Here is a 24,588-nt window from a genome sequence, read left to right on the forward strand (position 1 = left end):
GGTAATTGCCCTTCAACCGCATGCATTGTACGATATTTCGTACAAAACGCAGGCAACAAGCCTGCGCGGCCCTCGAACCCCGTGAGCCTTGGCTATTTTCATGCTGGAGTTGTGCCTGAGATTCAATGGCATGACTGTTTTCGCATACACTTTCGCATACACTTCACCTCGAGCCCAGCTACTGCAGTGAATGTATGCGGTTTTTCACATACACTTCACCTCGAGCCCAGCTACTGCAGCGAATGTATGTGGTTTTTCGCATACACTTCGCCTCGAACCCCGCTACTGCAGCGAATGTATGCGGTTTTTCGCATACACTTCACCTCAAGGCCGCTGGCCACGGGGCCGCGGCTTGGGGTTGCTTATTCTAGCTATCGGGCTGAACGGCCACTTTTCGGACAGCCCCTTCTTATTTGGCGGACTAATGGGGACTGAATGGACAGCACAGCCGCTCTTCCCTATTCAGGCCTGAGGATTTAGAGGACCAAGCGGGGCCCCGCCTAACAAATGATAATGAATATGGAAAACGATCTGTCCAGAATGTTTTCCGCAATTGTTGATTAAGCGATAGCCGCTTTCGGCTACCCCCAGCTCTTTGGCTACAATTTGGGCAGCCTGATGGATGTCGCCAATTAGAGACAGGTCCTCTTCAGCTACATCGTTCATCGTTTCAATATGCTTCTTCGGAATAATCAATGCATGAACCGGTGCTGCGGGCTGAATATCATGAAAAGCCAGCACCTTATCATTCTCGTAGATCTTCTTGGAAGGGACGGACCCCTCAATAATTTTGCAAAAAATGCAGTCCATACATTTCGCCTCCGTTTTGTTAGCATTTTGCATAGTTCCTTTGCTGCGCCTGATACCGCGTGTGAACGAATCGGAATACGCAAATTGCTTATGTATTTCTTTTAATAATTGTAGCAAAAATAAAAGAATAACGGCAAATTTCCGGCATAATTGGAAAGGAATTAGGAGATTAATTGGATTAATCCACATTTTTAGACCATAAGTCTAAATTTGAATAGACTGTGAACATTCCTTTGTCTATAATAAGGGCAAGAAGTCGATTCAGGGGAGGAAGGACCACTTGAAACCGATGAGAGCAGCTACGCGCAAAAAGCGTGAATTCGTTCTCGACACGGCCCTCCAGCTATTTGTAGAAAAAGGGTACGATCAAGTCTCGGTCGATGACATTATTGCTCAAACGGGCACTTCTAAAGGGACCTTTTATCATTACTTTGACAGCAAAGAGGACATTCTGCAAGAAATCAACCGCAAACAGCTGGATATTATGCGGCAATGGGCAGAGACAACACCGGCTCATGTATTTTCTGTCGAGGGTCACATCAATCAGTTGTTTTTAGACTTGGCGTCTAATTTGGACCCTTACCGTAAGGTAGTGCGCCATCTCTCTACTCACTCCATGCAGAAGGAAGGCCAGAGCTCCTCCATGGAGGAGCCGGCTAGCAGCTTGGAGCAGTATCTTCAGCTATGGCTGCCTGACGCCAACAAGGCTCGCCTGCTGGCATCCGTGTATTCCGGTACCATCATGCACTGGTGTATCCGCCAGGATGAGGATTTAATTTCTTTAATGAGCAGCAACCTTAGACTGGTATGGCCCGGACTCCGTTCCGATTCGACATCACCAGAATTACAAATTGCAGCGGAACCAAAGGAGGAACCTAAAATGAGAGTAGCCATTATTGGAGGTGGCTTGGCCGGTCTAACCGCGGCTGCCTACTTATCGGAATGCGAGCATATTGAAGGAGTGCTTTTCGAGCGCAGCCCGCAGTTGGGCGGCCGCGCCTTTACTTATGAGAAATCCGGGTTTACTTTAAACTATGGAGCCCATGCCGTATATGGAATTGACCGTCACACGCTGTCTGATATGGAGAAGGAGCTCGGGCTTTCCTTCAGCAGCAAGCAGGTTGACAAGCGAAAAGTGCTGTATTCCAAGAACGGACAGACTTCAAAGGCACCGCTTGATTTTGCCAATCTCGTTAGTACCGATCTGCTAAGTCCTTTGCAAAAGATGCGCTTTGTCGGAGAAATTACCGCTATTATGGCCAATATTCATCAGCTTAAAAACTATAGAACATTAGGAGATTACCTGGCTGATTTCAGCGCCGACGATGATGTTAAAGAACTGTGGGAGCATCTGGTTTGCTCCAATTTCTTCATCGCCCCGGAAGATGCGCGGAAAGTTCCCGGCCCGGTAATCAGCGAATATTATCATAACCTGTTTCTTTCCTCCCGCCCGGTAAACTATATCCTGGGCAGCTGGGCTGTCATAACCAATCAATTAAAGCAGAAGGCGGACAATTCCCGAAGATGGGCCTTTCAGCTGCAGGAAGCGGTCGAGAGTATTCGCTATGAGAATAAACGTTATGTTCTCACTACCAAAAAAGGAGAAGAAGCCTTCGATGAAGTTATCTTCGCGATGCCGATTCAGCAAGTGGTGAAGCTGCTCAAGGATACCGCATGGGAGCCCTTCCTCGCCGATTATGAGAACAACACGCCGACCGAGGTTTTGGTTTACGATATCGGATTTGACGAAGTGGTGGCTCGTCCGTTCAGCTATATTAGCGATATGGACAACAAGATGTTCATCAGCGATGTTTCCGCGACCGATCATACTGTAGTCCCGCAGGGGGGACAGCTTCTGCAGGGAATTGCTTATTTAACAGATGAAATCGGCGATGAAGAGGACCGCAAGAAGTACCTGGATGAGAAAATGAAGCAGATGGAAGCTCTTTTCGAACGCTATTATCCAGGTTGGCAGGAGAAAAAAGTAGTTAAGCGAGCATCCAAGAAAGCGATGGTATCGAGCGTTAAAAATATCGCCGGCAACAAGCTCATGCCGAATCGTGTCGAAAATATGCCTTTTTATTTCTGCGGCGACGGCTGTACCGGAAAAGGGGAATTGGCCGAGAGAGCATTTTCCAGCGCCCGGAATGTCGCTCGAATGCTAGTCAAAAAAGCCGATAGCTCCCTTGTTGCCAGCACTTAATCCCTATGCAGCGAAGACTCGCCGACATTCAGCTGCTGGTTAACTTTTGCTAGTTATCAACATAACCGTTTCTTTGCATATGCTGAAGAAACGGTTTTTTTGTCATCTTTTGTAAAAGCGCTCCGCTTTTTGGCGTAGTAAGAAAAAGGAAAATATACTATACTACTAAAAGTAGAATACTAACTTAGCTTAAATGATCACCGCAACGGGGTGTTTTTTGATGTTTTATAAAAGCGGGAGAATCTTTTCTCTCGGTCATACATTAATTCCTGTTATTTTGTTTTGCTTGTACGGGACCCATTATCGGCAGCCGATCATTCTCTGGCTGGCCTGTTTATTTTTGCTGTGGTCGTTTCTATTAATTTACCAAGCTTTCTTCACCAGCGGCCTTTATTCCGACAAAAAAAAGTATTGGCTGCCGCTTGTTATGGACTCGATTTTATATGCAGCCATTTTTACACTTCCGGACTGGCAAGGCGATTATCTGGTTACATGGCTTGTTCTATTTTTGGTACCTATCTACGCTTTTGAGCTGGGAATCTTTTCCTCCTTGCTGCTGAGTCTGATCCATGTCATTCATCTAGGCCTTTTTCATATAACTCAGCATACGAGCTTCTGGTCGCTGAACACCCTGTTTACTCTTTGCGGGGTTATGATGTTTATGGTGCTGGCTGGCTACAGCAGCGAAAAATTGAACAAAATGGCTAACTTTGATCCACTCACTATGCTGCCAAACCGCCTTTTGTTTAGAAGATATTTAAATCAAGCTCTTAAGGAAAAGTCAGCCAGCCGCAAACTGATTGCCGTATTGTTTCTTGACCTCGACCGCTTCAAATACATTAACGATACTATGGGCCACCTCGCAGGCGATGAACTGCTGATGACCGTAGCCCAGCGAATCAAGGAAGAGCTCCCTCCCCAAGCCTTGCTGGCCCGGCTCGGAGGAGATGAATACACTCTGCTGCTGCCAAATATCAAGCATCCGGATGAAGCCGCTGCCGTATCGGAATCTATTATCCGCTCCCTGGAACAGTCGATTCCTATTAGGCATCGCGAAGTATTTATTACGACCAGCATTGGCATCGCTCTATTTCCTGATGATGGCAAGGATACGGAAACCTTAATGAAAAACGCAGACATTGCCATGTACCGGGCCAAGGAGCATGGGGGCAGCACATACCAGTTTTATGCCCCGCCCGTTAATACAAGCGGGATCGAGCGGATTCAAATGGAAACGATGCTGCGGCATGCCCTGGAAAGAGATGAGTTCGTTGTCCATTATCAACCAAGAATTGACGCAGATACAGGCGAGCTCGTATGTGTGGAAGCATTAGCGCGCTGGAATCATCCGGAGCTGGGGATGATTCCTCCCAAGGATTTCATCCCGCTTGCCGAGGATACCGGGCTTGTCATTCCGTTAGGCGAGCAGATTCTGTACAAAGCCTGCTCACAGCGCAAACGATGGTTGGACATCGGCCTTCCTCCATTCCGGGTCAGCGTGAACTTATCCCCTCGGCAATTCCGCCAAAAGGACTTGCCGCAAATGATTGAGCGCGTGCTGAAAGAAACGCGGCTCTCCCCGGAATATCTTGAACTGGAACTGACGGAGAGCGCCGCTATGCAGGATGTGACCTACGCTGAGCAAATGCTTAATGATTTGAAGAGGATGCTGCTTACGATTGCCATTGATGATTTTGGCACAGGCTATTCATCTTTGAGCTATCTCAAGAAATTCCCCATTGATGTAATCAAGATCGATCAATCCTTTATAAGCGGGATTCATAAAAACTCCGATGATGCCGCCATTGTAAAAGCGATTATCGCCTTGGCCCATACATTAAAGCTGAATGTAACGGCCGAAGGTGTGGAAACGCTCGAGCAGCTCGATTATTTAAAGCAGCTTCAGTGCAATGAAGTCCAGGGCTACTTGATAGGAAAGCCGATGAGTACCCAAACATTAAATGATTGGATCGAATATGAGCAATATTACAAAGCTTCCAAATGAATCCGGCTTCCCTGTCCGGCCGGCTCGGCTTGGCTGACAATTAACCGACGGGGAAGCCGGGCTCTAAGCTCAGGAACGTGACTGATGATCCCTACCGTCAATTTATCAATATGAAGCTTTTCCAATGCACCGATAACGGTATCCAATAGCTCCGGGTCCAACGTTCCGAACCCCTCGTCAAGGAAGAAAAATTCGAGCGGATAACGTCCGTTCAGCTGGACTTGCGCGGACAGCGCAAGCGCAAGCGCCAATGAAGTCAAAAAGGTCTCTCCTCCGGACAACGAACCAACAGGTCGGCGGATTCCTCCATTAGCGTCATCACGGATGATAAACCCACCCGTAGAATCCAGCTCTATAGAATAACGTTGACGGGTAAGCTCGGCTAATCTCTGCGAAGCAGCGCGGCTTACCTGCGACAGCTGCTCTTCAGCGATATACTCAACAAATGCATTGCCGCGAAAGACACTCTGTAATTTTTGCAAATAAGATAGTTTAACCTGAGTATGTTTACGCTGCTCCTCCAGTTCCAGCCAGTGCTTATGTCTATGTGTAATTTCCTCCAAGTCCCTTTCAGCCTTGGCTTTGACTGTCAGAGCAAGCTCATCCTCTTTCTGGGCTTCCGCTGCTTTTTGCTTATATGCCTCCCACAATTCGGCGGATAGGCTCGCTCCCCCCAGCAGCTCGGTCAATTCTGCCATCTTTTCCTGCAGACGTGCCAGCCGCTCACGGTACTTCCGGGTTTCCTGCTGCCAATGCTCCCGCTCCTCGGGAGAGAGCACCGCTTGTCTTACCTCTTCTCCAGTAGAAAAAGGAGAGCTTTCCAGCGCGCTGTGCCAGCGGCTTACTGCTTCCTCATACTGTTCAAGGGCTGATTTCAGCTGCTGCTCCTGGGAAGCTGTCTTGCGGTCCAGCTCGCTAACCTTGAGCTGGCACTCCTTCCAGTGCTCAAAACAGGTCTTCTCCGCTGCGAGCCACTGATTCAGTTGACGATTTGCCGCTGCGATTTGCTGTTCAACCGGTTCGTCTCCGACTCGCTCGTGAATTCGGACCTGGAGTTGTTTGACTGTTTCCTGCAGCCCCTTGATCTCCATATCGAGCTGCAGCTGCTGCCTGTCCAGCTGCATAACCTGCTGCTGCCTTAATTGAACCTGCTGCAGCAAATCTTCAATGTACTCCACGCTCTTATCGAGACGTTGACGGATATCATCTGCTTCCTGGTCTTTATGTTTCAATTGCCGAAGAATCTCGGGCAATTCATCGGGCTTCCATTCAGGATATGTTTTCTGCCAAAGAGCTCGCAGCTCAGCCGCCGCTGCATCGATTTTTTGCTGCTTGTCGGTTGCGGTACGGCTTTGGGCCTGGATTGCCTTGAGGTTGATCGACTGTTCGCGATGCTCTCGCTCATCCTGGGTATGCCTGGAGGCCAGCTGCTTGACCCGTTGGGACCATTCCGCTAGCGCTTCTTTTACTGCCCGCCCTTTGGTCAGACTTGCAGCAAACTGGCTTTGCAGCTTCTTGTAATGGTCCTCCAGCAGCTCAAGCTTCTCTTCCTCTCCGCTCAGGGTCCGCTCCAGTCCTGCCGCTGCCGAGGATGGTTCCTCAAGCACTGCAGCAGCAGCTTCATCCCGGGCGGCTGGGCTTAGCTGGAGGGGCAATGCCTCCAGAGTAAGCTGATAGCTGGTTTTCCACTGGCGCAGCTCGCCCTGCTCATCCTTTCCTTCTGCTATAGACGCCTCCAGCTCACGCAAATAAGCTGCCGCCGGAAATGCTTGATTATTCATCTCCTGGCGCAGAAGCTTTGGGTGCTCAAGTGACCCGCAGACCGGACAAGGCTCTCCTTCTTTAACCATCCCAGCCAGCTGGTGCGCAAGATTCTCCTGTTCTTGCCTTCGCAGCAGCTCATTCATCTGACGGCAAAAATCCGCTGCCGCTTGATGCCAAGACTGCCATTCCATCTCAATGAATTGCAGCTGCTGCCAATATTGCTGTCCTTGATGCCAGGTCTGCTCTAAAAGCCGGTGTCCTTCTGCCAGCCGCTGCAAAGTGTGCCGGTTAGCAGACTCGGCATTGCGCAATACATCCTGAGCTGCTTCGACCTCGTGGCGATTTTCTGCGGCCTGCTCAAGCATCAGCATTTCTTTGTCCCTTAGCTTCTCTGCTTCAAGCAGGCGGTTTCTCCACTCAGCCGGCACGATCACCTGCTTCTGCCGTTCCTTAAGCTCAGCTTGTCTGGCGTGGGCTTTCGCCAAGGTCGCCTGCGCTTTTTGCAGCTGCTCGTTTTCCTGCTCAGACCGGGCCTTCAGCTCCTGCTCCTGTCTCATCCGCTCGTTCAGCTCGGAATACTTGTGCTTCCATTCCGCCTCCCACTGCACCGCTTCCTGCAGATGCTCCAGTCTAATCCGCAATGGCGCCTCGCTTGCGGCCAATTGCTCCTTGGCCCTGGCGTATGCATCAGCAGCCTGCTCCAGGCCCTGCCTGGCTTGCTGCAGCTCCTGCTCGGACTGCTTATGTAAGAGAGCTTGCTTATCCTTATTGAGCGCAGCATCCTCCAGCTGCTTAAGGAATGGAACAATGCCTTCAGCCTGCTCCGCCAGCTGCAGGCCCGCTTCCTTGAGGCGAATGTGTTCTTCCTGCTCATGCAATTTCGCGCTTTCCTGTTCTAATCGTGTCAGCTCCAGCCACCAGCTGTACCGCTGGTTAATCTCCTCCCATTGGCGTTCGGCTTCCATACGCTCGGTTCTTCGCTTCCTGGCTGCCTCTTCAGCCTCATTCAAGCGCCGCAGCGCTTCCTTAACAGCTTCCTGCGAGGCATCCCCAAGACCTTGCTGCTCGGCAGCCAATTGCTTGGCGCTCATCTCCGTTTCTTTGGCCTGCACGCTGATTCGGCTGTTTAACAAATCACCGTAGCGCTCAAGCCGGAACAGCCTTTGCAGCATCTGACGTCGCTCGCTTCCCTTCAAGGACAAAAACTCGGCGAATTTACCTTGCGGCAGCACGACCGCACGGGTAAAGTCCTGCATCGTAAGGCCGAGAATTTGCTGAACCTGCTGGTTTACTTCCGACACTTTGTCAGCGGTAACAACAGGTGAGCCGCTGCTTTCATCGATCAGGCGGCTCAAGGTATTATTAATCGAATGGTCACTTCCCCGTTTAAATTGTCTTTCCACACGGTATTTCCGCGCGCCGGAGCTATCCGTTAATTGAAAAACAAATGTAACGGAAAGCGTGTTTTCCGCATGGTTCATAATTCCTTGAGTACCATTCATAGCCCGCTCGACCTTCCCGTATAAAGCCAGTGTCATCGCATCCAGAATGGTAGACTTTCCGCTTCCGGTAGGCCCGAAAATCCCGAAAACGCCTGCTTCGCACAAAGTGGTAAAATCAACCTCCTGCTTTTCCCGGTAGCTTTGCAAGCCTGACAATGACAAATAAATGGGCCTCATCCGACCACCTCACTTTGCGCAGGTTCTTCCGATTCTTCCAGCAGCCTCAGAAATAGTTCAACCAGTTCCGGCTCCGGCTCCGCTCCGCCCGTTTGTCTCTGATAGAAGCGTCGGAACACCTCGTCTATCGGAGTATTCCTCCATGACGTTTCTGACTCTTCTATCCGCGAATCATCGCTGGCATAAATAGGGCGGATATTCAAAATACCGCTATGAAGCTTGCGCAATCTCTGAATATCCTCCATCGATAAAGCCTGCTCCAGATGAAGCTCGAGATCGATCCACGCCTGGAGCTCCCTGCCTTGTTCGAGCCATTCATACACTTGAGCGATTCCGCGCTCGGCTTTCCAGCGCACTAATGGCCGGCCGCTGCTCAGCCACACTTCTTCCACTTGCGGAGGCGAGCCGGGCTCAACGTCCAACACCGTTACCGATTTGGCCTGTCCCGCCTCGGAAAAGCTGTAGGCAAGCGGAGAGCCGGAATATCTGATTGGGATATCAGCTTTTATGGCTTGCGGCCGGTGCAAATGTCCCAAAGCAACGTAGTCAGCCATTTGCCCAAAGGCACTCGCATGTACCGTATAGGCTCCTCCTACTTGGATCGGCCGTTCCGAGTCGCTATCCTGCCCGCCGAGCACATATACGTGGCTCATGATCAAACGGATTGCATCTTGTGAAAACCCGGCGCAGGCCTCCTGAATCAGCCCCGCAATTCTTGCGGAGTAAGCCTGCTGAAGCTTCGCTTCATCCGCTTCCTCCATAATCAGCTCTTTAAGTCTGGATTCGGAAGGATAAGGCAGAGCATAGAGCTGGACTCTTTCCCCTGTCCGCCGGCAGTCGATCGTCAGCAGCTCTTTACCGGGCATACCTAGTAAAGTAATGCCTTGTTTGGCGGCCAGCGGACTGGAAGCTGCCAGACGTTCCGGATTATCGTGATTACCCGCAATCGCTACAACCTGTCTTCGTCCTCCGTCCGCCAGGCGCGAGATGCTGTCATAAAACAGCGTCTCCGCCGAAGCTGGAGGGTTCACCGTGTCATATACATCTCCTGCCATTAGCACAAGGTCAATGTTTTGATCCTTGACGATCACCTCCAGCTCCTCCAGAAACTGCTCCTGCTCCGGCAGGCGGCTCCTTCCTTCAAGGGTGCGCCCGAGATGCCAGTCAGCGGTATGTAAAATTCTCATCGTAGCCCTCCTGACCTGCTAGTTAGTTCGCTCATATCCACCGCACAGCCTCCGTTCAAAAACACCAGCTGCACCTCTTTGACTGGTCTCCTCCAAATCTCTTCTACGGCCCTGCGATATAGAGACAGCTGAAGCTGATAGCGCTCAGCCCAAGATGCCGGTTCCCGGCCGATCAAATGATCGGATTTGTAATCCAGAAGCACCCAGCCGTCCTCCTCTTCAAACAGACAGTCGATAATTCCCTGTACCAGTATAGTTTCTATCCTATCTGCATCGTGCTCCTCTTTCAGCGAGGAGTCTTCCCTACGCTCCTCCTGCCGAAACGAAACGGGATACACCTCAGACGCGGCAAGTCCGTAAGTGAAAGGAATCTCCCGCTCAGCCTGTTTCGCGCCAGCCAGACGCTGCCCAAGCTCCGAGCCGATAAAATCGAGAATGACCTGCGGATCAATATCCGCCAGCTGCTCCTCGGTTATTTTTTGCTCCAAGACCATGCGATTCAGCTGCTCTTCAAGCAGCTCCATGGTCCAAGCCCGGTCCAATGGAATATGCTGAAGTATCGCGTGATAAATGGTTCCTTTTTCAGCAGCGCTCAGCTTTTGCTGTTCAATGAAGCGCGGCCGCCTGAATAGGCCGGATGCTTTCGCAGTGCCGCGCCCAGACTCATGAGGCGTCCATATAGAAGCCAGGGAAGGACTCTGCGAATTGATGAACAGCTCCTGCTCCTTACCCGACCTGCCTACCGCAGCGTCATCTGTAAATGGAGCCTGCCCCACCTCACGTTCTCCTGAAGCCCAGGTTTCATTCATCCGCTTCAGCTCGGTTACGGTTGTTTTGGACAGCATGTGAGCAGCAGCTTCGAAGGGATAAGTCCAATGGATTCGCTCCGCTACCCTGGCTTCCCATAGAGGGTCTTCAAGCTCTACCGGCTGACGCCGCTGCAAGGATTCCAGCCTTTCCTGCTGCCCTTCCTCCATCTGCTCCGCTGCAGCGGCTTCCTGAGCCAGCATCGCCGGGTAAACAACAGACACATTCCATTGCGATTGCTCCCCCAGCCAGCGGTCCGGAAGCTTCGTAATGACATGAGCCGACTCGCGCAGGCTTTGGCTGTCCCGGTGCTTAAATAAAGCGGGACCCAGCCAGTCCAGATAGCTTCTTGCTTTGGCCAATACATGATCAGGCAGCGTCTCATAGTCCAGTTCAGTGGCCGCCCAAGTCTCCAGCTGCTTGGCCAATGAAGCGACACTCCCAACAAGATAAAGCTTTTCACGTGCACGAGTCAATGCGACATACAGCACCCTCATTTCCTCTGCCAGCATTTCCATGCGCATCCGTTTCTTGATTGCCATTGCCGGCAGCGTCGGGTAGCTCACACGCTGCTTGAGATCGATAAAAGCCGGTCCAAAACCAAGCTCCTTATGGATCAGGAAGGAATCATAAAGATCACGCTGATTAAACAGTTTACCGATGCCGGCTAGGAAAACTACCGGGAATTCCAGGCCCTTGCTCTTATGGATCGAAATGATTCTTACTACGTCTTCCTGTTCGCCCAGCGCCCTAGCCGTTCCGAGATCGCCCCCGCTTTCCTGCATCCGTTCGATAAATCGCAAGAAGCGGAACAACCCGCGCAAGGAAGTTGACTCATATTGTCTGGCACGATCATGAAGGGCGCGCAGGTTGGCTTGGCGCTGCAGGCCTCCAGGCATTCCGCCAACGAAGTCGTAGTAGCCGGTTTCCCTGAATAAATTCCATACCAGCTCAGCAAGCGAGCCCTGTCTTGCCGCAGTTCTCCATTGCTGAAGCTGATTGTAAAATCTGCTAATTTTCTGGTATAGCAGGGCCTCAGGCTGCTGCGATGCCTTCTCCACATAACGGCTAACCGCTTCATAGAAGCTTCCTTGCGGAGATACCAGACGAATTCGTGCTAATTCATCTGCAGAAAGTCCGACAATAGGAGAGCGGAGAACCCCGGCGAGCGGAATGTCCTGGTAAGGATTGTCTATCACCCTCAAGAGTGCAATCATGATCTCGACTTCTACTGCGGAAAAATACCCGCTGTTTAAATCTGCGTAGGCGGGAATGCCCGCCTGTCTCAATTCTTCAAGAAAAACAGGGGCCCAGCTCTGTGTCGCCCGCAGCAAAATAACGATATCGCGGTAGGTAACAGGCCTCATTCCGTTCATATTTTTATCGTAAACACGGAAGGGCTCCCCTCCATCCATGCCGAGCAGATGGTGAATTTGACGGACTATAGCTCTAGCTTCCAGCTGGGCGGTTTCCATCTCGCGAATTTCTTCGCTGAAGGAGACTCCCCCCTCTTCGGACATACCGCTATCGTCCTCTTCCTGAGCAGCCGCTGCCGCTGCCAAGGTTGAAGAATCCTCGGCCGAACGGTCGATAATCATCCACTCCAGGGGAAGAGGCTTGTCTTCTCCAGCGGCTTCATAATAAGAGGCTCCATAAACAAGCTCCGCTTTCTCATCGTAGTCCATTTCCGCCACCGTTTCCTTCATCATCTGCCGGAACAGAAAGTTGACGCCATGCACAACCTGTTTGCGGCTGCGGAAATTACTCGCCAGGTCGATCCTCCTCTGACCAGCATTATTAGCCCCATAGTTGCGGTATTTCTCTAAAAACAAGCCGGGTTCAGCCAACCTGAACCGGTAGATGCTTTGCTTTACATCTCCCACCATAAAGCGATTGCCTTTCTCAGGCTGAGCAATAAGCTGAATGATAGCTTCCTGTACAAGGTTAGTATCCTGGTATTCATCCAATAAAATTTCGATATATTGCTCTCTATACTCTAGAGCGGCGGCAGATGGCTCCAGCGTCTCCGAAGCCGTCGAGTCCGCCAAAATTTCCAGGCAGTAATGCTCCAAATCTGTAAAATCAATCAGTCCGCGAGCCTGCTTCGTTTCGGTAAAACGCTCCGCAAACTGCCCGGTCATTGAAACCAGCTCATGCATTAAAGGATACATGGCCAGCAATTCCTCCCGGTACTGCTCGGGTGAACGGGAAAAGAGCTCCTCCTTCAAAGCCGTAAACCGCTGTTTCGCTTTATCCCGTGCGTTTTTCACCTTATCCTGCAGCGATTTGTCAAACTGATCCCCGCGCGCTGATTTAAGTCTGCCGAAAGCTGCTCCATGAACAGCTTCATACAACCTGGTCCAATCCCCCTCGCACAGGAGCAGCAGAGATTCCACCATAGCTGCTTCCTCCTGAAGCGTATCCTCGTACAGCGCTGGGCCACCCGGCTGGCGCGTCCATTTCAGGGCGTCCCGAAGCAGTCCCGAAATCCCCTCCAGTTCCAGTCGAATATCCCGGTATAAGCTGTCATACCAAAGTGAAGGCTCATTGCTTTCAGCGTTGAATAATTGAGCCATAGCTTGCAGCCAGCGCGCTGGCTGCGGATGACTCCGCGAGGCGTCATAAAGCTGCTGCACCAGTGCAAACAGCGCTTCGTCACTGCGTTCTCCCCCGAACCAGTCGAGCAGCTGCCAAAAGCAGCTATCTTCTGCTTCCGATGCATACCGTTCCTCGAACAACTCCTCCAGCACGTCCTGCCGCAGCAGCTCTGTTTCCGTCTCATTCGCTATTCGAAAGCCGGGATCCAGGCCAATTCGCTGAAAATGACGCCGGATCACATCCAGGCAAAAGGAATGGAGAGTGGTGATGGACGCCCGGTGCAGCAAAGCAAGCTGTCTTTGCAAAAAAGGGGAATCCGGCTGGGCAGCCAAGGCCTTTTCCAGAGCTTCTCTGACCCTCATTTTCATCTCTGCAGCTGCAGCGTTCGTAAATGTTGCTACCAGCAGACGGTCGACATCAACGGGATCCTTCTCGTCAGAGATACGGCGGATAATCCGTTCGACAAGCACTGCGGTTTTGCCGGAGCCTGCAGCTGCCGCAACCAGGATGTTCTCCCCCTTGCGCACGATTGCTTCCCACTGCTCATTCGTCCAGCTGGTTCCCTGAGGCTTCTCGGGGATTTCATGCAGATTCAAATCAATCGCCTCCCTGTTATATCGTTTGAACTGACCAACTAAGCGAACATTTCTTTAGGTCGTCCATAACTCCATCTGCTGCCAAATCTCACGCTCATTCTTGCGGCTCAAGCTATTGAATTGATTGCCATCCAGCAAAGGGTCAAAATGACAAACCGCTTTATATGGACAAAAATCGCAAGCTGTCTTTGGCCCCAGGCGATAAGGGGTGATCGCCACATTCCCGCTGGTGATCTCCGTGCCTATGTCCCGAATCTTGCGGCGGACAAATTTGCGCAGCGTGTTCCACTGCTCTCCTGTGGCTACAGAAGCAGATGAGTAAAAGCTGCCATCCGCCTTAAGCGCTGCGGGGACTATCGCGGAGTGTCCGCTTTTGAGCTGTGTATCCATCATTTTGACAGTCTCCTCGTCAGCCAGCAGGAGACCTTTCATCTTAAACCGCTTCATAGCTTCCTTCTCTGCGGCATCAGGTGTCAGCGGCTGATTCGTCTTCAGCAGCGGGTTATGCACATGGAAATAGAGCACTCCTGCGGGATCCGCCTGCTTGCCCAGCCATGCCTGTGAGTGGGTAAGGACGACATCGAGATAAGTGAGCATCTGCAAGGACAGTCCGTAATACAGCTCTGGCAAATAGAGCCCGGTACGGCTTGACTTGTAGTCAATAACCCGCAAGAGCAAGCCTTTATCACTTTCCGCCTTGTCTACGCGGTCGATTCTTCCAACGATATCCATTCGATTGCCGTTGGCCAGCTCAAATGAGAGCGGCGGCAGCTGCTCTCCTGGTCCGAATCCAAGCTCAAGCCCGATAGGGACAAAATGACTCCGCTTGCCATGCTCAGCCAAAATCGTTGCAGCCTTGCCAACGATTCCTTTAAGCTTGCGTGCTATATAGCGATAGCGGGAAGAGCTGAGTAAAATTTCGCTTTGCAGCCTTGGTGTCAGGCTGTCTACCAAATCCGATGTCATCTTCATTAGCTGTTCATGGGGATAATCGTTCCAATTGTTCCCGGATTGCTGCAGTGACGCCAGCAGGCCGCTTAATGCCGCATGAAACAGCTGCCCAATATCGGGCGCTTCAAGCCGGTAAATTTGTCTCTCTTTAAGCCTCAACCCGTGAGAAGCAAATTGGGAGAAGGGACACGCGACGAACCTTTCCATTCTGGAGACGCTGGCCTGCAGCCGTTCCCCATATAATTGATTGCTAATTTGCGGGTCCAGGCTTTCTTCGCTATTGGTGAAGAAGAGGGCTTGCAGCATCAACTCAACTCTGTGTCGCCATCCCGGCTCCTGCAGCAGCTGATTGTAGGCCAGCCACCAAATTTCAGAAATCCTGCTGCCTTTCATCCACTGCTTCAGCTGCACAGTCAAGTGGGTCAATGCCTGTCCCTGCGGCACCAGAAAATCCAGCTGTTCCTCCAAAGGCAGAGAGCTTTCAGGCTCTGAAGTCAGCAGCTTCTCTTCTAATTGCGGGAACATGGCTTTTATTTGGCGGATGATTTCTGAGGGAAGCAGAGACCGTCCCTCCTCATCGGCCAAAGGATAGCTAAGCCACAGCTGCCTGGAAGGAGCGCACAGCACCGAATAGATAAGCAGCTGCTCATCCAGCTGTCTGCGGCGCCCGCTATCAGCAAGATTCAACCCCGAATCGATCAGCCATTCCCTCTCATTTTCTGAAAGGATGCCGTCCCTGTTAATCCGGGCAGGCAGCACTCCGTCATTCACCCCCAGCACAAAGCAGTAGTGAACGCGTGTTGAGCGGGTTCTGTCAATGGAGCCAACCAGCACCTGATCGAGAGATGGCGGGACGAGTCCGAGGGCGATGCTGTCCAATCCCGAGTCAATCAAATCAGCAAAGACCTGCGCCTTGCTCGGCTCATCTCCCATCATTTCCACAAGCTGGTCCAGCAAATCGACTATCAGGTCCCACATCTGGGAATGCTCCCTTGCTTTTTCCGGACGTCCTTGCTCTGCACATTCCTTATTCCATTGAGCCAATCGTTCCGGAGCCTGGACATCTACAAGCAGCTGATATAAGGCTTCCGCTCTCTCGCGAACGGTCTCTGCCTTCTGAAAAGCCTGTTCAAAACGGCCGAGCGGTTCAATAACTCGCTGACGGGCAGCCGCAATGCGTGCGGCCAGCTGAAGATCCTTCCAGCCTGGCTGGGATGAAGCCGCTTCTTGCTCAAGCGTAAGTCTCCCGGTCATCTGCCAAGCCCTCTCCTCCTTCCAGCGAGAGCCGTTGATCCCATAGGCAAGCACATAGTTTTCCAATTCGTCCATCGCGTCTCGGGTGACTTTGTAATCAGACTGCATCAACGCAGCAGCCTTCTCTTTGCCCTTCCTATCACTAGAGATTGGCTGCTCCTGCTCGGTTTCGGCCAATGGCAGGAAAAAGTCGGTTTTTATACAGCGGAAAACCGCATCATACCTCCAATGCTTAATCACTACCTCCAAAGCGGAGCGGATGAACTCAGCGATCGGATGATGGAGCACTGCCCTCTTCTGGTCGATAAAAAAAGGAATTCCGTAATTGTCGAACACGCTGCCAATTAAATCGCCGTAGCTCTCCAGCTCGCGCACCATAACCGTCATCTCACGCCAGCGAACGCCCTGTGCCGCAAGCTGAAGCATATGCCTGGCGGTCCCCTCTATTTCCGCCTTGCGGTTAGCTGCCGGGCGCAGCAGAATGGTGGCCGCTTCCGCTCCAGCCGAAGAATGGGCGGCTGGAGGGGTAAAAGCTTTCAGCCGCGAAGAGTATCGGTTTTCGTACTGCTGCTCCAAATGAGCCAGCATAAGATTCGATCGGTACCTGGGCATATCTCTCCCTGCGGGCAAGGTAAGGATCTCCGGCTTGGGCACCCCGAGCTTCATTGCCTCTTCTTGAACGCGAACCATAGTCATCGCCGTGGAGTAGAACAGGTCCAATTCATTAGGCTGTTCTCCAATATCATAAGGCTTGTCCAAACAAAGAGTGATGGATACAGAGCGGCAGTGCAGCATACATCGGGCCAGTACTCTCCGCTCCAGAGGGGTAAAGCCAAAAAATCCGTCCACCCAGAGATGTGCGTCGCGAAGCCACCGGCTGTCTGCCGCTCGTTCAGCCAATATTTCCAAAAAGCCGTCCCCATCCAGATACTGCTTGGCCAACTCGGCTTCATATTGCGCGTACAGCCTATGGAGGTCATCCAATTTGCTGCCTAATAGCGCGGTGTGCTCCTTAAGCGCCTCACGGCACGAATCATAGTGCTGTTGTAAATCCTCAGCACGGATGCACTGCCGTTTGAACTCGCTGAATAAAGCCAGCAGTTCTTTGGCAAATCCCAGCTTCTCGACTGCAGACCCAAATGCCTGCCAATGCTCTCGTTGAGTATGTAATAAACGTTGTATCAGCATCACCTTGCCTGTTTCATCAATCGGCAGGCGGGCCGTACCCCCTAATTCCTGCATTATTCGCCAAGCTAGCCTTGGAAAGCTGTATACTTGTCCCCTTATGCTGCCGCTCAGCCCAGGTGTCGTGATAAGAGCGTGCTCTGCTTGAAAGGTCGCCTGTTCGGGCACAATCAGCAGCAGCGGAGGGCCATCCGGCTCGTGCAGCAGCCGCTTGCGAATCTCATTAAGACAATATTCACTTTTCCCGCTTCCCGCCCGACCAAGAATCCATCGGTTTCGCATAGACTGCCTCCTTTGCAAAACGATTTTGTATTTATAGTACCATAACCACTGTGCAAAAGGGAGATCACTTGTTCCTATTGATTTTATATCCCCATCCCTGTATGCACCTAAGGCGAAAAAAACAACCGCCTGGTTTTCAGGCGGCCGCACAGCATTTCTAACATGGATGAACTCGTGCTGCATGCCGCAGCCCGATTGTCCTTCTCCATCAGTATCCTTTATATGTATCCCCGGGGAGCGCCGGCTTAAAGCCTGCAGCCCCGGCAGTGACATGGCCGCCTTACTCCGTTAACAAAATCCATTATAGACGGTTTTCGTCCATGCGGGGCTAGTACATTTTTCCTCAGGGCAATTTCCGCGAGCAATCAGCTTGCCCGGTCTCCCGGGCTCCAAGCGGTTACTTGCGCCTGCTGGTCACTTCAAATATAGCGAATTTTAAATAGTGAGTTTCCTCAGCCGCAGCCAAACGGGGATGGTCTGCGCCTGCGCCCCTGAATTCGATCAAGCGAAGAAGCTTGCCGGCATCGGCAGCCGCAGATTGAATCGTGTCGAGGAACATCTCCGGACTGACCGGCGATGAACAGCTGGCCGTGACCAAATATCCTCCTTCATTAACCAGCTTCATGCCGTGCAGGTTGATATCTTTGTAACCGCGAAGAGCGCCTTTAATCGCACTTTTCGATTTGGCAAAGGCAGGCGGATCGAGCACAACCACATCCCAGGTTTTCCCTTTATTTTCAAGAGGAATAGAAGTATCGACCTTTTGCCGTGAAGCCAAGGCCCGCCGTTCTCTTTCTTCCAATGCCCGGACTTGATTGCGAAGATAATGGAACGCATCTTCGACAACAAACTCCACTCTCTCTGCAAATCCGTTCAAGAGCACATTCTCTCTTGCCTGCTCAATAGCTTGCTCGGAAACATCGAGACAGGTCACCCTTTTTGCTCCGTAATGACAGGCGTGCAGGGTAAAGCTGCCGGTATGGGCGAAGCATTCCAGAACGGTAGCGCCATCCCAATAGGGGAAAGTTACTTTTTTGCCATTCGCATTGACCGGCACGCTTGCCACCTGACCATCTTCATCCCGCTGCTGCAGAGTTATCCCGCTTCGTCTCCCCCAGCCCCGCATCAATGGCCGCAGTCTTGCCCGGTTTTCCCTCTGGTCAAAAAAATAACCGGTCTTTTGCCCATTCTTCACATCCACCCGCAAGCGGATTCCGTTCTCCATAATCTCGACCTGCTGCGGACATTCGCCGTAAAGCTCTCCTGCGGTCTGCTGCAAGCCCTCCAGCTCGCGCACCGGAACGTCACTTCGCTCATATATGGCTTTGGGCTGCAGCAGCTTCACGAGAGCCCTCACAATCGCCTCTCTGCACCGATCCATCCCTAGCGTAAGAAGCTGGATCACCAGCACATCGGCAAACTTATCAACAATTAAGCCAGGCAAGAAATCAGCCTCGCCATATACAAGACGATAGGAGTCCGTATTCTCCAGAAATCGGGAGCGATGGTCCAGGCATGCCTGAATCCGCTCTTCAAAAAAACGTTCATCCATCGCTTCCACTGGCTGATAGGCAATTACTCTTACCGTTATTTGCGAGTGAGGGTTGTAATAACCGGTCGCCAAATACTTCCCTCTGTGATCTAGCACCTGGACAAGTGCCCCCGGCTCCGGATCTCCCTCAACACGCTCCAGCTCATTACGGTAAATCCAGGCATGGCCTTGCTCCAGACGTTTTTTTCTTGTTTTATTTAAAATGACCTGCGGCATACGTTCCTCCTCGTATTTAGACAACTTCTATCATGCTTCACCGGCTTGACTCATATAGTTAAAGGACTACGTAAAAAGGAGACAAGCCGGACATGTTGTTAACCTTATTTGTTCCGATGACACTGGGTCTTGCCGTTTTTTAATGGGGATGAAATTGATGGAGAAGGCTCTTCATCAATGGGCGGGCAATCATCTGCAGACGACGCTGGAGCGGTTTACGCGCACCCCTTTTCGGGGAATGGTTGCATCGGCCGCCATAACTGCAGCTGTTCAAAGCAGTACAGCGATTACCGTCATTACTATTGGACTGGTGAATGCGGGATTAATGAAGTTTTCACAGACGCTGGGTGTCATCCTGGGTACCAATATCGGCACTACCTTGACAACGGAGCTGCTTAGCTTAAATTTGACCAAGCATGCGCTTCCCCTGTTTATAATTGCAATGAGTGTTTGGCTGACGAGTCTTGCCATACCGGCTGCCACCCGCTCTCTTAACCCTCCCTGGCTGCATCACATCCGCAACCTGGCCCTTGCCTTAATCGGCTTTTCCTGTGTGCTGCTGGGAATGGAGGTCATGCAGTCCATCATACCGGAGCTGCGTTCCAGAGGATTGTTCGCCTGGTTTGTCCAGCAATCCCAATCCAGCCTGCTGTGGGGCTTGCTGGCCGGCATCATTATATCAGGCCTGGTACACAGCGGAGTTTTAACGATAACGCTTGCCATGTCTATGGCGAGTGTGCAGGCCATCACTGTTGAGGTAGGCATAGCGATCGCGATCGGCTCCAATATTGGCACCTGCGTGACCGCTCTAATGGCCAGCATAGGAGGAAGCCGGTTTGGCGTCTACGTCGCCTGGACCCATATCCTTCTTAATGTTGGTGGTGCACTGGCCTTTTATCCGCTCATTTCCTTGCTGACCAGCATAGTAGCAGCAATGTCAGACTCTCCGGCCATACAGATTGCTCATGCCCAGACGATATTCAACATTGTCTGTTCCTTGGCCGCATTGCCTCTTTGCTATACGCCGCTCATTAAGAAAATTAAATAATGTTCGCTCACGGCCAGGATTCCGCTGCTTATCCGCCTTGGGGTAATCGGAAACAGATCCGCAGCTCCTCGGTTCTTTCGCTCTACTAATACGCATCTTCACTACGGCTTCCACGCATAAGAGTTACTCCCGAGCTCGTCCCAAGCCGGGCAGCGCCCGCTTCGATCATGCTCATAGCCGCCGCTGTATCTCGGATGCCGCCTGAAGCTTTTACCCGCATGGATGGCGATATTGACGCCTTCATCAGCTTTACATCCTCGACGGTTGCCCCGCCAGGACCAAAGCCCGTCGATGTTTTCACAAAATGCGCGCCTGCCTGCTCCGCCGCTTGGCAGGCCGCCTGTTTTTGCGGATTGGTTAAAAAGCCTGTTTCCAGGATGACCTTAACCACTGTATCGTTTCCGGCGCTTAGCACCACCTGCCGGATATCGTCTTCTACCGCTTTCCACTCCCCGTCAAGCAGCAGGCCAAGATTGATGACCATATCAATTTCCGCCGCCCCCCGCTCTACCGCCTTAGCCGCTTCGAAGGCTTTGACGGAAGTAAGCTGTGCCCCTAAGGGGAAGCCGCAAACTGCGCTAATTTTCACCGGGGTTCCCGCGAGCAACTCCCTGCAATACGCTACCCAGGCACTATTCACGCAAACACTATAAAATCCATACTCCATAGCTTCTTTACACAGTTGATCGAACTCTTTGCGGCCGGCTTCAGGCTTCAACAATGTATGGTCAATATAAGCGGGCAGACGATGGAGTTCCTGAGCCATCTTACTTCACCTCGATTCCAAAATTGCTGAGAGCTTTGCGCAGCACGGAATGATTGTTATCGTAACCCGCTGCGGTTTGCTGAAGCCACGCCTTCTCCGGCTCTAGCCACTCAACTCCGCGAATTTCCTCCACCTGGGGAGCGAGCTTGCCTCCCACTGCCTCCACCAAATAGTAATGCACCTGCTTCTCGGTCTGCTGCTGTGTAGCCGGGTCTGTTACCTGATAAGAAATCACTTCCAGCTTCCTGCGAATTTTACCAACGATTCCGGTCTCCTCTTTGATCTCCCGGAGCGCTGTTTGCTCTACCGTTTCCCCAGGCTCCATCTTGCCTTTAGGCAAAGTTATTTTTCCGTAACGATCCTGAATCATTTGAATCTGCAGCACGCCGTTTTCTTTACGGTATACCACACCACCGGCTGATATAATCATGATCCTCTCACCCTTTGCAAATATTTAGAAGTGAAAAAACCTGGCGAGAACCTAACAAGCAGTTCCGATTCTCGTGCCTGCTCCTATCCTTTACGGGGAGCCCCAACAAACGCATAACGCTATATGAGAAAAAAAGCTCTTAACGAAGCCCCTCGAACATGAATAACCCGGTCCTTGCGGTATCTTTTTATGCCAATCAGAAAGCGTGTTTTCGGATATCGAAAACTTACACTTTCTGATGTGGTAAAAATAACCCCACAATAGTGGGGCTTTGCCGCTGAAACCGATTCAAATACCTGCTTGGGCCAAAATTAGGTGACTGCCTGCTGATCGCGGGTCAAAACTCTAACAAAATGACCCTTGCACTCATTCACACCGGCTTCTGTAATTTTGACCTTGACTAATTGACCGATCATATCCTCACTGCCCTGGAATACGACCTGCAGGTAATTGTCAGTATACCCTGTATATAAACCACTATCCGGCGCTTCTTTGTAAGCTCTCTCTGGAATGACCTCCAGCACTTTGCCGACGAAAGGCCGAGCATATTCAAGCTGCATTCTTTCCGAAAGCTTGATTAGCTTGTGCACCCGGTGATTTTTTACTTCCTCGTCAACCTGATCCTCCATTCTTGCCGCTGGCGTTCCGGTACGTTTGGAATAAGGGAACACGTGCATTTCTGCAAACCTCATTTCCTCCATGAACCGGTAGCCGCTCAGAAACATCTCCTCGGTTTCCCCGGGGAAACCGACAATAACGTCAGTCGTAATTGCTGCTTCCGGCATAATACGATGAATGCGCTCAATCTTATGCCCAAACTCAGCGGTAGTGTATTTGCGTCTCATTCGCTTAAGCACTTGATCGTTGCCCGCTTGCAGCGGAACATGAAAATGACGGCACATTTTATCTGAACCCTGCAGCACATCAAGCACTTCATCCGTGATTTGGCTGGCTTCAATCGAGCTGATACGGATACGCTTAAGCCCGTCCACCTTGTCCAAATCCCACAGCAGCCGCGCCAGGCTGTAGCCTTCCAGATCTTCGCCGTAACCGCCGGTATGAATACCAGTTAGCACAATTTCCTGATAGCCGGAATCAACCAGTTGCTTGGCTTGTGCCAACACACTGTCCGGCTTGCGGCTGCGCAGCAGGCCTCTCGACCAGGGAATGATGCAGAACGTACAGAAATTGTTACAGCCTTCCTGGATTTTCAAAAAAGCTCGGGTGCGGTCGGAAAATTCAGGCACATCCATCTCCTCAAACTCACGCGTCTTCATAATGTTGCGTACCGCATTAATCGGCTGCCGCTCCGCACGGAATTGATCAATCAACGGAAGCAGCTTATCCCGGTCCTGAGTCCCGACGACAATATCTACTCCCGGAATAGCAGCTACCTCAGCCGGAGAGGTCTGGGCATAACAGCCCGTAACCGCAATAATCGCATCCGGATTGCGACGAATCGCCCTGCGAATCACCTGACGGCTTTTCTTGTCCCCGGTGTTAGTTACTGTGCATGTATTAATTAAGTAGACATCCGCTTTTTTTCGAAGTCTACCTGCTCATAGCCCTCTTGCTTGAAGAGCTGCCAGATGCCTTCTGTTTCATAAAAGTTTACTTTACAGCCCAAAGTGTGAAAAGCTACGCTTGGCATGTTAGTTCCCTCCTCCCATTTCTCCCGCAGCATACATAATAGCAGATAAGGCGACCATAGCCGCGGTTTCGGTCCGCAATATTCTGCGGCCCAAGCTAACAGGCCGGTAACCCGCCTGCTCCGCTTCCGCAGCTTCGGCCGGAGTAAAGCCTCCCTCAGGACCAATAGCTATGAGAATCGTATATGGCTCTCCGCCTTTTTCCCCTGCTAATGCCTGTTCAAGCAGTGCCCGGAACGAAAGGGTATGCTGTTTTTCATAGCAGAGCAAAGCCAGGTCAACTTGTGATCCGAGCCTCAGCAGCTCCTTCCAAGAGCTTGGAGATGATAGCTCCGGAATCCGATTGCGGTGCGCCTGCTCAGCGGCTTCCTTGGCGATCTTACGCCAGCGCTCCAGCCGCTTGATCTCTTTCTTGTGATCATATTGCACAACCGTCCGTTCAGAGGTAAATGGAATAAATCGGGCTGCGCCGATTTCCGTTCCCTTCTGGATGACCAGTTCCATTTTGTCGGCCTTGGGAAGGCTTTGCGCTATCCATACGTGTACCGAAGGCTCAGCCTCCATCGGCAGCTCTTCCACAATCTCTGCCTCTACGGTTTGCTTCGTCATATGGGTGATGGCGACCACGGCCTCGCGGTCGATCCCGTTGCTGCAGATCAGCTTAGTGCCGGGTTCCGCCCTCATTACGCGCTGTATATGGTAAGCATCGTCACCTGCAAGGACAACCGAATGTTGACCGAATTGCTCGGTTGGAATAAAATATCGCTGCATCGCTCAAGCTCTCTTCCTTCTTGCCAAATTTCATCCTACATCATACAACTTTTCCGCAGGGAACGCCAGTACTGGCCACAATTCCCTCTAGCCCGGCAGCATCTGCAAACCTATGCAGACCATCGGCTTTAAAGCAGCAGCTTGCAGCTTGGTCTTAAGGACCGAAGATTAGCTGCAGGACAGCCCCCATCGCCGCCATAATAGGTTCGCGCAGAGCAAAGACCTGACCGAGCGTAACAGCATACAATGGAGGAATAAAAACGATTAGCAGTAAAAGAAAAATCGACCATTGCTCATATTGCTGCAGTTTAATACGGATACCGGTCGGCAGCAGCTCCTGCAGAATGCGATACCCGTCCAAAGGGGGCAGTGGTAATAGATTGAACAAAAATAATATAATATTCAAGTAAACCAACAGGCTTAAAAAGGTTTGCACGGCTGAAGCAACACCAGGATTCATGCCTTCCAGCCAGCCAAAGTGAGCGAACATATAAACGAATGTCAGGCCGACGAAAGCGACCAGAAGGTTGGACAGCGGGCCGACAAGTGAAACGATGATGCTCATCCTGCGAGGATGCTTGAAGTTTCCGCGATTAACCAGCACCGGCTTCGCCCACCCGAATCCGACAAGGAAAATTAAAATCGTGCCCAGTACATCTAAATGCACTCGCGGATTCAGGGTAACTCTTCCCATCGACCGTGGAGTCGGGTCCCCGAATCTGTCAGCTGCAAAGGCATGGGCAAATTCATGCAGAGTAAAGGCGATTAACAAAACAAGAAAAACGAACGGAATATATTCCCAGGGGAAGACCAGAAACCTGTCCACAGCTCTACC

At 51.5% G+C, this 24,588-nt stretch carries 13 protein-coding genes and 1 pseudogene; 3 read left to right on the top strand and 11 right to left on the bottom strand.

Annotated features, from left to right (window positions below):
* Positions 1 to 462: 462 nt before the first annotated feature.
* Positions 463 to 810, bottom strand: a complete 348-nt coding sequence (locus PSHG_RS05140) for a histidine triad nucleotide-binding protein (protein ID WP_010270371.1) — start codon at positions 808 to 810, stop codon at positions 463 to 465.
* A gap of 289 nt (positions 811 to 1,099) precedes the next feature.
* Between PSHG_RS05140 and PSHG_RS05145 the strand changes: the two genes are divergently transcribed.
* On the top strand, positions 1,100 to 3,013 hold the full coding sequence (locus tag PSHG_RS05145) for an FAD-dependent oxidoreductase (RefSeq protein ID WP_042121431.1): 1,914 nt from the start codon (positions 1,100 to 1,102) through the stop codon (positions 3,011 to 3,013).
* A gap of 220 nt (positions 3,014 to 3,233) precedes the next feature.
* Positions 3,234 to 5,018, top strand: a complete 1,785-nt coding sequence (locus PSHG_RS26625) for a putative bifunctional diguanylate cyclase/phosphodiesterase (RefSeq protein WP_010270374.1) — start codon at positions 3,234 to 3,236, stop codon at positions 5,016 to 5,018.
* Here the strand turns inward: PSHG_RS26625 and PSHG_RS05155 are convergent.
* The 5 genes from PSHG_RS05155 to PSHG_RS05175 all read right to left on the bottom strand — a co-directional run bounded on the left by PSHG_RS05155 (position 5,000) and on the right by PSHG_RS05175 (position 19,089).
* Positions 5,000 to 8,461, bottom strand: a complete 3,462-nt coding sequence (locus PSHG_RS05155) for an AAA family ATPase (protein ID WP_010270376.1) — start codon at positions 8,459 to 8,461, stop codon at positions 5,000 to 5,002. The two genes, PSHG_RS26625 and PSHG_RS05155, sit on opposite strands and share 19 nt — an antisense overlap.
* The gene (locus PSHG_RS05160) at positions 8,458 to 9,648 is read right to left on the bottom strand and encodes an exonuclease SbcCD subunit D (RefSeq protein WP_010270378.1); all 1,191 of its coding nucleotides are present in this window, start codon (positions 9,646 to 9,648) and stop codon (positions 8,458 to 8,460) included. The genes PSHG_RS05155 and PSHG_RS05160 overlap by 4 nt, the downstream gene beginning before the upstream one ends.
* Positions 9,645 to 13,649, bottom strand: coding sequence for a helicase-exonuclease AddAB subunit AddA (addA, locus tag PSHG_RS05165; protein ID WP_010270380.1), 4,005 nt, complete (start codon positions 13,647 to 13,649; stop codon positions 9,645 to 9,647). Before addA ends, PSHG_RS05160 begins: the two co-directional genes overlap by 4 nt.
* A 54-nt stretch (positions 13,650 to 13,703) precedes the next feature.
* Positions 13,704 to 17,321 carry a PD-(D/E)XK nuclease family protein gene (locus tag PSHG_RS05170; RefSeq protein WP_042121436.1) on the bottom strand — a complete coding sequence of 1,206 codons (3,618 nt, stop codon included), beginning with the start codon at positions 17,319 to 17,321 and terminating at the stop codon, positions 13,704 to 13,706.
* A gap of 397 nt (positions 17,322 to 17,718) precedes the next feature.
* Entirely contained in the window at positions 17,719 to 19,089 is a 1,371-nt protein-coding gene (locus tag PSHG_RS05175; protein ID WP_010270385.1) for a class I SAM-dependent rRNA methyltransferase, read from the bottom strand.
* 157 nt (positions 19,090 to 19,246) lie between these two features.
* Here PSHG_RS05175 and PSHG_RS26630 point away from each other — a divergent pair, with 157 nt between their 5' ends.
* Complete coding sequence (locus PSHG_RS26630; protein ID WP_010270386.1) at positions 19,247 to 20,137, top strand: Na/Pi cotransporter family protein; 891 nt, start codon at positions 19,247 to 19,249, stop codon at positions 20,135 to 20,137.
* Positions 20,138 to 20,222: 85 nt separating this feature from the next.
* Here PSHG_RS26630 and deoC read toward each other — a convergent pair whose 3' ends face one another.
* The 5 genes and pseudogenes from deoC to PSHG_RS05205 all read right to left on the bottom strand — a co-directional run bounded on the left by deoC (position 20,223) and on the right by PSHG_RS05205 (position 24,579).
* A complete protein-coding gene (deoC, locus tag PSHG_RS05185) occupies positions 20,223 to 20,903 on the bottom strand; it encodes a deoxyribose-phosphate aldolase (RefSeq protein WP_010270389.1) in 681 nt (226 codons plus the stop codon).
* A 1-nt stretch (position 20,904) separates the two neighbouring features.
* Positions 20,905 to 21,333: an NUDIX hydrolase gene (locus PSHG_RS05190; protein WP_010270392.1), complete on the bottom strand. Its 429-nt coding sequence runs from the start codon at positions 21,331 to 21,333 to the stop codon at positions 20,905 to 20,907.
* Positions 21,334 to 21,644: 311 nt separating this feature from the next.
* Positions 21,645 to 22,984, bottom strand: a pseudogene (gene mtaB, locus PSHG_RS26635) (tRNA (N(6)-L-threonylcarbamoyladenosine(37)-C(2))-methylthiotransferase MtaB).
* Between the two features lies 1 nt (position 22,985).
* Positions 22,986 to 23,753, bottom strand: a complete 768-nt coding sequence (locus PSHG_RS05200; RefSeq protein ID WP_010270394.1) for a 16S rRNA (uracil(1498)-N(3))-methyltransferase — start codon at positions 23,751 to 23,753, stop codon at positions 22,986 to 22,988.
* A gap of 154 nt (positions 23,754 to 23,907) precedes the next feature.
* Positions 23,908 to 24,579: a site-2 protease family protein gene (locus PSHG_RS05205; protein ID WP_010270397.1), complete on the bottom strand. Its 672-nt coding sequence runs from the start codon at positions 24,577 to 24,579 to the stop codon at positions 23,908 to 23,910.
* Positions 24,580 to 24,588: the final 9 nt, after the last annotated feature.

Source organism: Paenibacillus senegalensis JC66, assembly GCF_000285515.1.
GTDB lineage: Bacteria > Bacillota > Bacilli > Paenibacillales > NBRC-103111 > Paenibacillus_L > Paenibacillus_L senegalensis.